Raw genomic sequence first — 13259 nt, 5'->3', positions numbered from 1 at the left:
AACCCCGCGACACCGCGGCGGCGTAGCGTGGGGTCATGAGCAACCGGCTGGCGGGAACCCTCAGTCCGTATCTGCGTTCACACGGCGACAACCCGGTGGACTGGCATCCCTGGGGGCAGGACGCCTTCGACGAGGCCCGCCGCCGCGATGTGCCGGTGCTGATCTCGATCGGCTATTCGACGTGCCACTGGTGTCATGTGATGGCGCGGGAGTCGTTCTCCGATCCGGCGACCGCCGACGAGCTTAACGCCGGATTCGTGTCGATCAAGGTCGACCGCGAGGAGCATCCCGAGGTCGATGCGGCCTACATGGCTGCGGCGTCCGCATTCACGCAGAGCCTGGGCTGGCCGCTCACCGTGTTCGCGACGCCGTCGGGCCGCGCATTCCACGCGGGCACCTACTTCCCACCGGTCGCTCGCGGAGGGATGCCGTCGTTCCGCGACGTGCTCGCCGCCGTGCAGGAGGCCTGGCGCGACCGGCGCGATGTGGTCGTCGAGCAGGCGGATGCCGTGGCATCCGCTCTCTCGCAGATCGCGACCGAGCCCTCGCCGCTGCCGACGTCGGCGCAGCTGGCGGAAGCCGCTGCGCAGATCGCGGCACGGGAGGACCGCGTGTACGGCGGATTCGGCGGCGCGCCGAAGTTCCCGGTCGCGACGACGCTGCGATTCCTGCAGACGGTCGGGCCGGTCGAGGTCGCGGACCGTGCGGTGACGGCGATGGCCGGCTCGGAGCTCCGGGACGAGGACGGAGGGTTCTTCCGGTACGCGACGCAGCGCGACTGGACGGTGCCGCACTACGAGCGGATGCTGATCGACAACGCCCAGCTGCTCGATGTCGCGCTGGATGCCGGACGGGTCGATCTCGTCCGCGGCATTGCGGACTTCCTGCTCGGCGTGCTCCGGCGCGAGGGCGGTGGGTTCGGCGCGGCGCAGGACTCGGAGTCGTGGATCGACGGGCAGCGCGACGAGGGCGGGTATTACCGGCGGCCCGTGGCCGCGCGAGTCGGGTTGGAGCCGCCGACCGTCGACGGCAAGGTGCTCACCGGGTGGAACGGCCTCGCCATCGGCGCGCTCGCGCGCGCGGGTGCGGTGCTCGGCGAGCCGGCATGGATCGCCGCTGCGGCTGATGCCGCGCGCTTCGTGCTGGCGACGAACCGCGACGGCGAGGGCGCGCTGGTGCGGTCGTCGCTGGACGGCGTCGCGTCGGCCGCGGTCGGCACGACGGCGGATGCCGGGCTGCTGGCCGACGGGCTCTTCGCGCTCGCCCTGGCGACGGGGGAGGCGTCCTGGGCGACCGCGGCGCTGGACGTGCTGAACGCGCCGGTCGTGCGAGATCCGGTGCTGCTGGATCAGGACGTCCCGGTCGCGGGTGACGACAGCGACGGTGACCTGCCCTCGGGCACCTCGGCCCTCGCTGCGGCATCCCTCACGGCTTGGCGACTCGGCGCAGGCTCCTCATATCTCGACCGCGCGACGGAACTCGTTGCAGGGCTCACGGCGCGCGCCCTGGAGCATCCGTTCGGGTACTGCGCTCTGCTGCGGGTCGCCGCCGGTCTGGCCTCGGCGCCGCGGCAGATCGTGGTCGTCGGTGCGGTGGGCGAGCTCGCCGAGGCGGCGCACCGGACGGATGCCGACGTCGTTGCGGTGGTCACGCCGGCGCAGGCCCGCACCTTCGCGGATGCCGGATTCGAGTTGTTCCGGGAGAAGGATGCGGTGGAGGGCGTCGCGTACGACTGCCGGGACTTCGTGTGCAGGCTGCCGACGGGGGACCCGGGGGCGCTGGCTCCGCGGCGCTGATGGGTCTGTTCCGGTTGCCCTCCTGTCCTTGATAACGGTTCGAGAGGTTGGTACATCCGAAGCCCGCGCACAGAGCTACCCGGCGCACCCGGTAGTGTTCTCCCGGGTCGAAACGGCCCTGGAGAACACGGGGAGAACGCATGTCGGTTGGTCTGCTGGCGGTCGTCGACGACATTCTGAGCGCGGCGATGAAGGCATCGGCCAAGGCAGCGGGCGTCGTGATCGACGACGCCGCCGTCACGCCGCAGTACGTGCAGGGCCTGACGCCGGCGCGCGAACTGCCCGTGGTCGGGCGCATCGCGCTCGGGTCGCTGGGCAACAAATTCCTCATCATCATTCCCGTGGCGCTCGTGCTCACGGCCTTCGCTCCGGCGGTGCTGCCGTACCTCCTGATCGTCGGCGGCGTGTACCTCTGCTTCGAAGGCGCCGAGAAGGTGCTCGAGTGGTTCGGCTTCGGCCACGGTCACGAGGAGGAGGGCGCACGCGACGAGAAGCGCCTCGTCTGGGGCGCGATCCGCACCGACCTCATCCTGTCCACCGAGATCATGCTCATCTCGCTGGCGAGCCTCGACAAAGGGCTCGGCTTCTGGCAGACGCTGATGATCCTCGCCGTGATCGCCCTGGTCATGACCGCCGTCGTGTACGGCGCCGTCGCCCTGCTGGTGAAGATCGACGACATCGGCCTGAAGATGGCGAAGAACCCGGTGCGCCGCGTCCGGCACACCGGAACGCGCATCGTCCGCTCCATGCCGGCCGTGTTCCGGGTGATCAGCGTCGTCGGCACCGTCGCGATGCTCTGGGTCGGTGGGCACCTCGTCATCGTGAACCTCGGCGAGGTCGGATTCCACCTGCCGGCGGATCTGCTGCACGGTGTCGAGGAGCTGCTGGCTCCGCTCGGCGGGTTCGTGGTCTGGCTCGGCGACACCGCGATCTCCGCCGTCGGCGGGATGCTGGTGGGCCTGATCGTCGTCGGGGTCGTGCTCGGCGTCGGACGCCTGTTCGGCCGCCGCCCGCAGTTCGACGAAGGACACCACCGGCCCGCCGCGGAGGAGACCGCTCAGCCCTGATTGCGCGGATGCTGCCGCGCGGTGCGCTCGTTGCCCCGGCGGTAGTTCCCGGTGACTCTCGCCATCAGCAGCTGCGCGTCCCCGCGCTCGACCTCGTCGAGGAACTCGGCTGCTCGCGCACCGCGCAGCACCGTCGCCGTGTGTCCGTGGTGGGTGACCACCACGTCCGCGCCGCGGACGCTGTACGCGAATCCGTTCGGGGCCGGCATGACCGGCCTCAGGCCGTCTTGATCTGGTACTGGATCATGCCCGAGTGCGACGCGACCCGGTCGTAGAGCGCACGGGCGGTCGCGTTCGACTCCGCGGTGAGCCAGTAGACCTTCGCAGAGCCGTGCTCCTCGGCCCAGTCTCGGACATGCTCGATCAGCAGCCGCCCGGCGCCGGTCCCGCGGGCGTCCGGCGCGACGAAGAGATCTTCGAGATAGCAGTAGTCCGTCGTCGTCCAGGTGGCCGGATGCGTCAGCCAGTGCACCACGCCGATCGCCGTGCCGTCATCGTCGCGAGCGAACGCGCCATGGATGCCGGATGCCGGATCGACGAGGCGCTCGAACGTCGCCGCCGTGATCTCAGCGTCGAGTGCGGCCTCGTAGAACGTCAGGTAGCCGTTCCAGAGCGGAAGCCACTCGTCGAGGTCGGCGGGCGTGATGGGGGCGATCGTCGTCATTCGACGAGCGTATCGGCCTCCGAGAGAGGGATCAGATCCAGCCCGGCATCCAGTTGTGCACGAGCCAGAAGTCGTACGGCACGCTCATGCCCGTCCACACCGGGTAGAAGAACGCCGACACGAGCGTCGCGATGACCAGGAACACGACGACCGTGCGCTGTCCGGCCTGGCGGCGGGACAGCGGCGCATCCGATGCGCCGGCGAGCGATCTCAGCGCGACGGCCAGCGCGATCACGACGAAGGGCACCATCACCACCGTGTAGAACTGGAAGATCGTGCGCTCGGGATACAGCAGCCACGGCACATAGGTGACCGCGATCCCCACCAGAGGAACCGTGAACGCTGGACCGACCGGCTTCCTGTCGATCAGCCCGCGCACGAACCGGTACAGCAGGTAGAGCACGGCCGCCATCCCGGCGAACCAGATCAGCGGGTTCGGCACGGCCGAGATCACCGCGATGCAGTGGTCGGTGCCGCATCCGCCCTGCTCGTTGCCGACCCAGATCGCTGTCGGGCGCAGCAGCAGCGGCCACTGCCAGGCGGGGCTCGCGTACGGATGGGCGGCGTGCAGCCCCACATGGAACCCGTAGATCGACTCGTGGTACTTCCACAGTTCGGCGAGGGGGTTGCCGCCCGATGAACGTCCGTATCCGCCCGAAGTGACCAGCCATCCGGTCCACGAGATCAGGTAGGTCAGCAGCGCCGTCGGCACCAGCAGCAGGAACGAGATCGGACCCTGCCGGAAGGCGGCATCCGTCGGCCAGAACACGACGCCGGCGCGCCGCCGCGCGAGCGCGTCGGTGACGACGACGTAGATGCCGAGCCCGGCGAGCACGTACAGTCCCGACCACTTCACGGCGGATGCTGCGCCGAGTGCGACGCCTGCCGCGATCAGCCAGGGACGGCGCCAGAGCAGGCGCCCCAGCGTGGGCTCCTCGTGCAGCGGATCCGGCCTCTCGATGAACGGGATCGCACGTCGGCGGTCGTACAGCACGAACAGGAAGCCCAGCAGCACGAAGAAGGTGAGGATGCCATCGAGCAGCGCGATCCGGCTCAGCACGATGCTGAGCCCGTCGATGGCCAGCAGGTAGCCGGTGATGGTCGCGATCACGCGGGAACGGGTCAGCTCGCGGGTGATCAGGTAGACGACGAGCACGGACAGCGTTCCGAGGATCGCGGCGGAGATCCGCCAGCCCGCACTCGAACCGGGACCGAAGGCCGCCATCCCGAGCGCGATGATCCACTTGCCCAGCGGCGGATGCACCACGAAGCTCCCTGAGGATCCGAGGGCGCCGGTGTCGCCGTTCAGCAGCTCCTCGTTCGCGCCATCTGCCCAGGTCGCCTCGTAGCCGTTGATCCACAGCGACCAGGCGTCCTTGACGTAGTACGTCTCGTCGAACATGATCGCGTGCGGATGCCCGAGGTTCGTCAGCCGCAGCACGGCGGCGAGCAGCGTGACCAGGAGCGGCGGCAGCCACCGCAGGACGCGGTCCCACCGGGGTGCCGCGAGGATGCGGTCGCGCAGGGACTCGAGACGGGTCGTCCGCCGCTCGACGGGCGGCAGCAGCGGCGCGGTCTCGGTCACCCTGACAGCCTAGAACGGCCGTCTAGGCTGAACGTGTGATCATCCTGGCGGCGACCCCGATCGGCAACCTCGGAGACGCGTCCCGGCGCCTGATCGAGGTGCTCGAGAACGCGGAGGTCGTGGCCGCGGAGGACACCCGCACGACCCAGCGTCTGCTGCAGGCGCTGCAGATCACCAACCGGCCGAAGCTGATCGCCCTGCACGACCACAACGAGAAGCACAAGGCGGCCGATCTGGTCGCGCTCGCCGCCGAGCAGGACATCGTCGTCGTGAGCGACGCGGGGACGCCCGCGGTAAGCGATCCCGGATACGGCGTCGTCGCCGCAGCGGTCGAGGCCGGTGTGACGGTCACCGCGATCCCGGGTCCCAGCGCGGTGCTGATGGCGCTGGCGATCTCGGGCCTGCCGACCGACCGCTTCACGTTCGAGGGCTTCCTCCCGCGGAAGCCGGGGGAGAGGCGCTCCGCCCTCACCGCCCTGGCATCCGAGCCGCGCACGATGGTGTTCTTCGAGTCGCCCTCCCGCCTCGCCTCCTCGCTCGCGGACATGAGGGCCGCCTTCGGAGATGATCGCCGCGTCGCCGTATGCCGTGAGCTCACGAAGCTCTACGAGGAGGTGCGCCGGGGCACCGCATCCGAGCTGGTCGCCTGGGCCGAGCAGGGCGTCAAGGGCGAGATCGTCGTGGTCGTCGAGGGTGCGGCGCCGGTCGAGATCTCCGCGGAGGATGCCGCTGCTCAGGTTCAGGCCCTCGTGGCATCCGGGATGCGGTTGAAGGATGCCTGCGCCGAGGTCGCCGCGGCGACCGGGCTCAGTTCGCGCGACCTGTACCAGCAGGCGCTCGCCGCGAGGAAGGCGTGACCTTCTGGGTCGACCTCTCGGAGGCGGTCCTGCGTGCCGTGGGCTCCGGTCGGCTCGTCGCGATCGACGGCGTCGACGGCAGCGGGAAGACGCGCTTCGCCGCGAACCTCGCGGAGCACATCACGCGGCGACCGGTGATCATCATCCATGCCGACGACTTCCTCAATCCGTCCCGCATCCGGCACGCTCGCGGTCGGCATTCGGAGGTCGGGTTCTGGCAGGACACGTACGACTACGATGCGCTGCGACGCGACGTGCTGGAACCGCTCGGGCGCGGAGGCGACGGCCGGTACCGGTCGGTCGCCTACGACCCGAAGAGCGATGAGCCGATCGTCGGCGATCGGCTGCATGCGGATCCGTCTGCGCTGGTGCTCGTCGAGGGGATGTTCCTGCTCCGCGATGAGCTCGCACCCTGCTGGGACGCGTCGATCCACCTGGACGTCCCGTTCGCCGTGACCGCGGCGCGTATGGCCGTCCGCGACGGCAGCAACCCGGATCCCGAGCATCCGTCCATGCGGCGGTACGTCGGAGGGCAGCGCCTGTACTTCGCAGCGGCGCAGCCGCGGGAGCGGGCGGACTTCGTCGTCGACAACAGCGACTACGAGCACCCGATGCTGGTCTCGAGCCGTCGCTGACCCGACGAGTGCACCGCTTCCCGCCGAGCGCACCACCTGCAGACGTCGATACCCGGTGCTGTCGGCAGCAACCGGTACAGTCGCCGCGTGACCGACACGCAGATCGCCGCCGCCTACGACGCCAGGGCTGCGGAGTACATCGCGCTCATCGGAGACCTCGACCAGATGGAGGCACCCGACATCGCGCTGATCGGGCGCTGGCGGGACGCGACGACCGGGCCGCTGCTGGATGCCGGATGCGGACCGGGCCTGTGGACTGCCTTCCTGCACGACAGGGTACGCGTGGCGCAGGGGATCGACCTGTCGGTCGAGTTCATCGCCGCCGCGCGGGAGCGGCATCCGGGTCTCGAGTTCCAGGCCGGCTCGTTCCGAGAGCTGCCTTTTGCGGATGCGTCGTTCGGCGGCATCCTCGCCTGGTACTCGCTCATCCACACGCCTCCCGAGGACCTGCCCGAGATCCTCGCGGAGTTCGCTCGCGTGCTCGCACCGGGCGGCAGCATCCTGATCGGATTCTTCGACGGCGAACCGCGCGAGCCGTTCGCACACGCCGTCGCGCCCGCCTGGTTCTGGTCGGCGGAGGCGCTCGCGGGCCCGCTCGCGGATGCCGGATTCTCTGTGACCGCGTCCGAGCGCCGCGACCGGCTGCCCGGTGCCGCGAGCGTCCGCGCGCACGGCGCGATCACGGCGGTGCGGCGCTGACGCCGATCTTCAGGCGGATGAGGGCGAGCGCAGCATCCCGATCCCCGCATAGGCACGACCGTCACGCGGAAAACACATACCCCGATCCCGCCTAGAATCGAACGCATGCCCGCAGGCGAATCGTTCTACATCACCACGCCGATCTACTACCCCAGCGACGTGCCGCACATCGGCCACGGCTACACGTCCGTCGCCGTGGACACTCTCGCGCGCTGGCACCGCCAGTCCGGTGATGACACCTGGATGCTGACGGGCACCGACGAGCACGGTCAGAAGATGCTGCGGGCCGCAGCCGCGAACAACGTCACGCCGCAGGAGTGGGTGGACAAGCTCGTCACCGAGAGCTGGTTCCCGCTGCTGAAGACGCTCGACGTCGCCAATGACGACTTCATCCGCACCACGCAGGAGCGGCACGAGAAGAACGTGCAGGTCTTCTTCCAGAAGCTGTATGACGCGGGCTACATCTACGCCGGTGAGTACGAGGCGCTGTACTGCGTGGGCTGTGAGGAGTTCAAGCCCGAGTCCGAGATCGTCGACGGCACGGGGCCCTTCGAGGGGCTGAAGGTCTGCGCGATCCACTCCAAGCCGCTCGAGCTGCTGCAGGAGAAGAACTACTTCTTCAAGCTCAGCGAGTTTCAGGACCGCCTGCTCGAGCTCTACAAGACCGAGCCCGACTTCGTGCGCCCCGACTCGGCGCGCAATGAGGTCGTCTCGTTCGTCAGCCAGGGGCTGAAGGACCTGTCCATCTCGCGGTCGACCTTCGACTGGGGCATCCCGCTGCCCTGGGACGAGTCGCACGTCATCTACGTGTGGGTCGACGCGCTGCTGAACTACGCCACCGCGATCGGCTACGGCGCCGACCAGGAGACCTTCGACCGTCGCTGGCCCGGGTACCACGTGGTCGGCAAGGACATCCTGCGCTTCCACGCCGTGATCTGGCCCGCCATGCTGATGGCGGCGGGCCTCGACGTTCCCAAGGGCGTCTTCGCGCACGGCTGGCTGCTGGTCGGCGGCGAGAAGATGTCGAAGTCGAAGCTCACCGGCATCGCGCCGACCGAGATCACCGACGTGTTCGGCTCCGACGCCTACCGGTTCTACTTCCTCTCCGCGATCTCGTTCGGACAGGACGGGTCGTTCTCCTGGGAGGACCTCTCCGCCCGCTACCAGGCCGAGCTCGCGAACGGCTTCGGCAACCTCGCGTCGCGCACGATCGCGATGATCGAGAAGTACTTCGACGGCGTCGTGCCGGCGCCGGCCGAGTACAGCGAGCAGGATCTCGCCGTGCAGAAGGTCGTCGCGGATGCGGCGAAGAACGCGGATGCCGCGATCGACGCCTTCCGCATCGACGAGGGCATCCGTGCGATCTGGACGATCGTCGACGAGCTGAACGGTTACATCACCGTGAACGAGCCGTGGGCGCTGGCCAAGCAGTCGGACAACGGAGACGAGGACAAGCGCGACCGGCTGGCGACGGTGCTGTACACCTGCGCCGAGGGCCTGCGTGCTCTTGCGGTGCTGCTCTCGCCGGTGATGCCGCAGTCCACGCAGAAGCTCTGGGACGCGCTCGGCGCCGAGTCGCTCGGCGCGCTCACCGCGCAGCCGATCCGCGAGGCCGGCGCCTGGGGCATCCTGCAGCCGGGCACGCAGGTGAGCGCGCTCGCGCCGCTGTTCCCGCGCGTGGAGCAGACCGTCTGACGCTTCGCATGGCTGACACCTACGTGCGCGAACGCTCGTCCGACGGGCGCAAGGATCTGCGCTATCCGCCGGCGCCAGAGCCCCTCACCGTGCCGGTGTACGACAACCATGCCCACCTGGAGATCACCGACGGCGACGAACCGCTCTCACTGACGGAGCAGCTCGACCGGGCCACCGTCGTCGGGATCGCCGGTGTCGTGCAGGCATCCGGCGACATCGAGTCGTCGCGCTGGGCGGTCGCCGCCGCCGAGCAGGATGCCCGGGTGCTGGCCGCCGTGGCGATCCACCCGAACGACGCACCCGTGTATGCGGCCGAGGGCCGCCTGGACGAGGCGATCGCGGTGATCGACGAGCTCGCCGCGCACCCGCGCACCCGCGCGATCGGCGAGACCGGGCTGGACTACTTCCGCACCGACGAGCCTGGCCGTCCCGCGCAGCACGAGTCCTTCGAGGCGCACATCGCACTGGCGAAGAAGCACGGCATCGCGATGCAGATCCACGACCGCGACGCTCATGAGGACGTGCTCGAGACGCTCGCCCGCGTGGGCGCCCCGGAGCGCACGGTGTTCCACTGCTTCTCCGGCGACGACACCATGGCGCGGGTGGCGGCGGATGCCGGTTACTGGCTGTCCTTCGCCGGCAACGTCACGTTCAAGAACGCGCAGAACCTGCGCGATGCGCTGCAGGTGACGCCGCGGGACCGCATGCTCGTCGAGACGGATGCTCCGTTCCTCACGCCCGTGCCGCTGCGCGGCCGTCCGAACGCGCCCTATCTCGTGCCGATCACGGTGCGCTTCATGGCCGCCGAACTCGAGATCGACGTCGACGAGCTGTGTGCGCAGCTGGCGGCGAACACGCTCGAGGTCTACGGCTCATTCGAGTGACGGCGCGGCGTTCTTCGGGCTGAAGAAGAGCGTCTCGGTCTGCTCGAGCTCCATGCCCTTCGTCTCGGGGATGCGCCACAGCACGAACAGGAACGACAGCGCCGCGAACAGCGCGTACATGCCGTAGGTGAGGGGCAGCGACCAGGCCGACATCGCCGGGAAGCTGACGGTGATGAGGAAGTTCGCGATCCACTGCGCACCCGCCGCGACGCCGAGCGCCTTGCCGCGGATGCGGCTGGGGAAGATCTCCCCGAGCAGCACCCACACCAGCGGGCCCCACGACGCGCCGAAGCCGACCACGAACAGGTTCGCCGCGACCAGCGCGATCGGTCCCCATGGCGCCGGCAGCGTGACCGCGCCGTCCTCGCCGGTCACCGAGAACGCGAAGCAGACGGCCATCGCCGCGAGCGCGACGGTCATCACGACGGAGCCGGTCAGCAGGATCGGCTTGCGGCCCACGCGGTCGACCAGGAAGATCGCGACGAGCGTGACCAGCACGTTGACGATGCCCGTGATCACACTGATTCCGAAGGACGAGCTCTCCGCGAAGCCGACCGACCGCCAGAGGGTGGTCGAGTAGTAGAAGATCACGTTGATGCCGACGAACTGCTGGAACGTCGAGAGGATGATGCCGATCCACACGATCGGCTGCAGGCCGAGGGCCTTGCCGCGCAGCGACACCCCGGCATTGCGCCGGTCGGTCTCGATCGCCGTGGTCAGCTCCGTCATCGTCTTGTCGAGGTCGACCGGCGGCACGAGCCGCGCGAAAATCGTCCTGGCCTCGTCCGATCGCCCTTCAGCGATCAGGTAGCGCGGTGACTCGGGCACCGTGAACGACAGGATTCCGTACACGGCGGCGGGGATCACCCCGACGATGAACATCCAGCGCCAGGCATCCAACCCGAACCAGAGCGGGCTGTCGGCGGTGCCCGCCGACCACGCCAGCAGCGCGTCGGACAGCAGCGCGACGAAGATGCCGAACGTGATCGCCAGCTGCTGCAGCGACGCGAGCCCGCCGCGGATCTGCTTGGGCGCGATCTCGGCGATGTATGCCGGGGCCACCACGGAGGCGATGCCGATGCCCAGTCCGCCGATGACCCGCCACAGCGCCAGATCCCAGACCGCGAAGGCGAGGCCGGAGCCGAGCGAACTGACGAAGAACATGATCGCGCCGAGGAACATCACCCGCAGCCGCCCCCAGCGATCCGCGAGGTTGCCGGCGATGATCGCACCGGCGGCGCAGCCCAGCAGCGCGATCGCCACGACGAGTCCGGTGACGACCGAGTTCAGCGCGAAGTCGTGCTGGATCGAGTCGACGGCGCCATTGATCACCGATGAGTCGAAGCCGAACAGGAAGCCTCCGACGGCAGCCGCCACGGAGAGTCCGATCGCTCGCCGCCCGTAGGGGCCACGCAGCGTGAATGAACCGGTGGGAAGTGCATCCGAGGCGCTCATGCGAGTCACAATACCCATGCCCCCGCGTCACGAGCGTCAGCCGCGGCCCATTATCCTGAGCGGGTGCGCTTCCTCGACGAGATCACCCTGGACGACGGCCGCGTGCGGCTCGAACCGCTCGGCCACGAGCACGCTGAGGACCTGGCGCGCGCCGCCGCCTCGCTGAAGAGGCTCTGGTACACGTCGGTCCCGTCGGCGGAGGAGGTGCCGGCCGAGATCGACCGGCGACTCGCCATGCGGGACGCCGGAATGATGAATCCGTTCGCCGTGCGGCGCCTCGCGACGGGCCAGGTCGTGGGAATGACGACCTACTGCAACATCGACCAGCCGAACCGGCGTGTCGAGATCGGGTACACCTGGATCGGCGCCGACGCGCACGGCACCGAGGTCAACCCGGCGATGAAGCGGCTGCTTCTCGCGCACGCCTTCGACGAGTGCGACGCCATCGCCGTCACGCTCATGACGCACTTCCACAACAGGCAATCGCGCGCGGCCATCGAGCGGCTCGGCGCGAAGCTCGACGGCATCCTGCGCAACCACCGGATCATGCCGGACGGTACGCTGCGGGACACCGCCGCGTACTCGATCCTGCCGCACGAGTGGCCGGCCGTGCGCAGCGGACTGGACGCCCGGCTGGCTTAGGCCTCGGTGGCGGGCTCCGCGTCGACCACCGGGGGAGCGGCCGCGATGTGCCCGATCGAGCGCCACACCAGCACGAGCGTGACGGCAGCGCCCACGCAGGCGAACCACCACGGCGCGGTGAGGCCCCAGATCTGCGCGATGACCCCGCCGAGCGCCTGACCGAGCACCATGCCGCCGAAGACGCCGACCATGTTCACCGAGCCCACCCGGCCCTGCAGCTCACGCGGCACCAGTCGTTGCCGCACCGTGGACTGGATCGTGCCCCACACGAAGGCGTAGGCGCCGAAGCCGAACATGATCACCAGAGCCACCCAGCCGGCCGTGGTCAGAGCGAAGGCGAGGTGCATCAGCACCTCGAGCGTCAGGCAGACCCGCATCAGCGTCGCGAACGACACGTGGCGCTCCAGCCAGCCGAAGCAGAACGTCGCGACCAGTCCGCCGAGCGCCGACGCGGTGGTGAGCGCGCCGTAGCCCACCGGGCCCATGCCGAGGTGCTCGGTCGCGTACAGCACGAGGATGCCCCAGGGCGCGGCCCAGGTGACGTTGAACGTCAGGATGATGATGATCAGCGTGCGCACCGGCTTGTTGTGCCAGGTCCAGCGCAGGCCCTCCATGATGTCGTGCCGGATGTGGGTCCTGCCGGCATCCGCCTCGGCCCCGGATCCTGCCGCAGGGCGCGCAGGAACCGGCTGCCGCGCGATGCGCGAGATCAGCAGCACCGCGACCGACACGCACAGCACCTGCAGCAGGAACGGCCAGAACGATCCGATCGCGAACAGGAACGCGCCCAGCGGGGGACCGGCGAGCTGGTTCGCGACGAGGAACCCGGCCTGCAGCCGGGCGTTCCCCGTGCCCAGATCCGCGGCCTTGACCATCGACGGCAGCAGGGTGCTCGTCGTGGTGTCGGCGAGCACCTCCGCGGTGCCGTACAGGAACGACACGGTGAGCACGATCCAGATGTTCGCCGTGCCGGTGATGAGGAACACGACGAGCCCGAGCACGATGACGGCTCGCACGCCGTTCGCGACCATGACCAGCATCCGCCGGTCGAAGCGATCAGCGATCGCCCCCGCGTACAGCCCGAAGAGCAGCCACGGAAGGAACTGCAGCATCGCGCCCGACGCCACGAGGATCGGCGACGAGGTCATGGACGCGATCAGCAGGGGAGCCGCGGCGAGGGCGATGCCGTCGCCGACGTTGCTCGTCCAGGACGAGGACATCAGCCAGCGGAAATCCCTGCCCAGGCGGCGCGGTGCGATCAGGTCGCCGAGGGAGGTCAC

General features: G+C 69.3%; 13 protein-coding genes. 8 read left to right on the top strand and 5 right to left on the bottom strand.

The window, feature by feature from the left end; all coding sequences use genetic code 11:
• Window positions 1–35 precede the first annotated feature (35 nt).
• Window positions 36–1796: a thioredoxin domain-containing protein gene (locus tag GON06_RS03175; protein WP_157310830.1), complete on the top strand. Its 1761-nt coding sequence runs from the start codon at window positions 36–38 to the stop codon at window positions 1794–1796.
• Window positions 1797–1936: 140 nt separating this feature from the next.
• Window positions 1937–2863: a DUF808 domain-containing protein gene (locus GON06_RS03170; protein WP_157310829.1), complete on the top strand. Its 927-nt coding sequence runs from the start codon at window positions 1937–1939 to the stop codon at window positions 2861–2863.
• Here the strand turns inward: GON06_RS03170 and GON06_RS03165 are convergent.
• From GON06_RS03165 to GON06_RS03155, 3 genes are read right to left on the bottom strand one after another with little or no spacing between them, the layout of a single operon-like run.
• Window positions 2854–3072 (bottom strand): hypothetical protein, encoded by a 219-nt coding sequence (locus GON06_RS03165; protein WP_198346587.1) that lies wholly within the window; start codon window positions 3070–3072, stop codon window positions 2854–2856. The two genes, GON06_RS03170 and GON06_RS03165, sit on opposite strands and share 10 nt — an antisense overlap.
• 8 nt (window positions 3073–3080) lie before the next feature.
• Entirely contained in the window at window positions 3081–3527 is a 447-nt protein-coding gene (locus GON06_RS03160) for a GNAT family N-acetyltransferase (protein ID WP_157310828.1), read from the bottom strand.
• Window positions 3528–3558: 31 nt separating this feature from the next.
• Window positions 3559–5112 carry a dolichyl-phosphate-mannose--protein mannosyltransferase gene (locus GON06_RS03155; RefSeq protein WP_332837123.1) on the bottom strand — a complete coding sequence of 518 codons (1554 nt, stop codon included), beginning with the start codon at window positions 5110–5112 and terminating at the stop codon, window positions 3559–3561.
• Between the two features lie 35 nt (window positions 5113–5147).
• Here GON06_RS03155 and rsmI point away from each other — a divergent pair, with 35 nt between their 5' ends.
• The 5 genes from rsmI (at window position 5148) to GON06_RS03130 (ending at window position 9882) form a co-directional block, all read left to right on the top strand.
• A complete protein-coding gene (gene rsmI, locus GON06_RS03150; protein WP_332837122.1) occupies window positions 5148–5969 on the top strand; it encodes a 16S rRNA (cytidine(1402)-2'-O)-methyltransferase in 822 nt (273 codons plus the stop codon).
• Window positions 5966–6604 (top strand): uridine kinase, encoded by a 639-nt coding sequence (locus GON06_RS03145; RefSeq protein ID WP_332837121.1) that lies wholly within the window; start codon window positions 5966–5968, stop codon window positions 6602–6604. The genes rsmI and GON06_RS03145 overlap by 4 nt, the downstream gene beginning before the upstream one ends.
• Before the next feature lie 87 nt (window positions 6605–6691).
• The gene (locus GON06_RS03140) at window positions 6692–7303 is read left to right on the top strand and encodes a class I SAM-dependent methyltransferase (RefSeq protein WP_198346586.1); all 612 of its coding nucleotides are present in this window, start codon (window positions 6692–6694) and stop codon (window positions 7301–7303) included.
• A 105-nt stretch (window positions 7304–7408) separates the two neighbouring features.
• Complete coding sequence (metG, locus tag GON06_RS03135; protein WP_157310827.1) at window positions 7409–8998, top strand: methionine--tRNA ligase; 1590 nt, start codon at window positions 7409–7411, stop codon at window positions 8996–8998.
• An 8-nt stretch (window positions 8999–9006) separates the two neighbouring features.
• On the top strand, window positions 9007–9882 hold the full coding sequence (locus GON06_RS03130) for a TatD family hydrolase (RefSeq protein ID WP_157310826.1): 876 nt from the start codon (window positions 9007–9009) through the stop codon (window positions 9880–9882).
• Here the strand turns inward: GON06_RS03130 and GON06_RS03125 are convergent.
• On the bottom strand, window positions 9871–11337 hold the full coding sequence (locus GON06_RS03125; protein WP_157310825.1) for a sugar porter family MFS transporter: 1467 nt from the start codon (window positions 11335–11337) through the stop codon (window positions 9871–9873). The two genes, GON06_RS03130 and GON06_RS03125, sit on opposite strands and share 12 nt — an antisense overlap.
• Before the next feature lie 63 nt (window positions 11338–11400).
• On the opposite strand from GON06_RS03125, the gene GON06_RS03120 reads away from it, so the two are divergent.
• Window positions 11401–11979: a GNAT family N-acetyltransferase gene (locus GON06_RS03120; protein ID WP_332837120.1), complete on the top strand. Its 579-nt coding sequence runs from the start codon at window positions 11401–11403 to the stop codon at window positions 11977–11979.
• Here GON06_RS03120 and GON06_RS03115 read toward each other — a convergent pair.
• A complete protein-coding gene (locus GON06_RS03115) occupies window positions 11976–13259 on the bottom strand; it encodes an MFS transporter (RefSeq protein WP_332837119.1) in 1284 nt (427 codons plus the stop codon). The genes GON06_RS03120 and GON06_RS03115 overlap by 4 nt on opposite strands.

Origin of the sequence: Microbacterium sp. MAH-37, from assembly GCF_009758255.1 — a bacterium.
In the GTDB taxonomy this organism is placed as follows: Bacteria; Actinomycetota; Actinomycetes; order Actinomycetales; family Microbacteriaceae; genus Microbacterium.
This window is presented reverse-complemented; position numbering and strand designations above follow the sequence as displayed.

What these genes read in the sequence shown, in the direction of transcription:
- GON06_RS03165 (WP_198346587.1), bottom strand. Translation starts at nt 3,072, where the DNA reads ATGCCGGCCCCGAACGGATTCGCGTACAGCGTCCGCGGCGCGGACGTG.
- GON06_RS03175 (WP_157310830.1), top strand. Translation starts at nt 36, where the DNA reads ATGAGCAACCGGCTGGCGGGAACCCTCAGTCCGTATCTGCGTTCACAC.
- metG (WP_157310827.1), top strand. Translation starts at nt 7,409, where the DNA reads ATGCCCGCAGGCGAATCGTTCTACATCACCACGCCGATCTACTACCCC.
- GON06_RS03170 (WP_157310829.1), top strand. Translation starts at nt 1,937, where the DNA reads ATGTCGGTTGGTCTGCTGGCGGTCGTCGACGACATTCTGAGCGCGGCG.
- GON06_RS03130 (WP_157310826.1), top strand. Translation starts at nt 9,007, where the DNA reads ATGGCTGACACCTACGTGCGCGAACGCTCGTCCGACGGGCGCAAGGAT.
- GON06_RS03125 (WP_157310825.1), bottom strand. Translation starts at nt 11,337, where the DNA reads ATGAGCGCCTCGGATGCACTTCCCACCGGTTCATTCACGCTGCGTGGC.
- GON06_RS03160 (WP_157310828.1), bottom strand. Translation starts at nt 3,527, where the DNA reads ATGACGACGATCGCCCCCATCACGCCCGCCGACCTCGACGAGTGGCTT.